Consider the following 497-nt stretch of genomic DNA (forward strand, 5'->3'; position numbering starts at 1 on the left):
TCGTCATTGCGTCTCGACGGCAGCAAATACGGATGCTAGTTTGTAAGCGGTTTCACGCAAAAACTGCAACCAAAACCTGCGTGAGGCCAGCCCGGCAGTCCTGGGGAGGAGCTTTTGGCCGAGGTCAGTCTGCGTCGCGTAACGAAGCGTTTTGGCGAGGTCGAGGTCGTGCATGGCATCGATCTCGACGTGCCCGATCACGAATTCCTGGTGCTGGTCGGCCCGTCGGGCTGCGGCAAGAGCACGCTGCTGCGCATGATCGCCGGATTGGAGGACGTCTCCTCCGGCGAGATCGTCATCGGCGGCCAGGTGGTCAACGAGCTGGCGCCGAAGAACCGCGACATCGCCATGGTCTTCCAGGACTATGCGCTCTACCCGCATCTCAACGTCTACCGGAACATGTCTTTCGGGCTGGAGATGCGCCGCATGCCGAAGGACGAGATCCGCCAGCGCGTCGAGCGCGCCGCCGGCATTCTCGACCTCGCCCCTCTCCTGGA

Annotated in this window: 1 protein-coding gene; it reads left to right on the forward strand. The window is 62.4% G+C overall.

The window, feature by feature from the left end; translation table 11 throughout:
* Nucleotides 1-114: 114 nt before the first annotated feature.
* On the forward strand, nt 115-497 hold a 383-nt coding region (locus CKO27_RS24130), incomplete at its 3' end, for an ABC transporter ATP-binding protein (RefSeq protein ID WP_200377433.1).

It is taken from the genome of Thiocystis violacea (assembly GCF_016583575.1).
Classification (GTDB): domain Bacteria; phylum Pseudomonadota; class Gammaproteobacteria; order Chromatiales; family Chromatiaceae; genus Thiocystis; species Thiocystis violacea.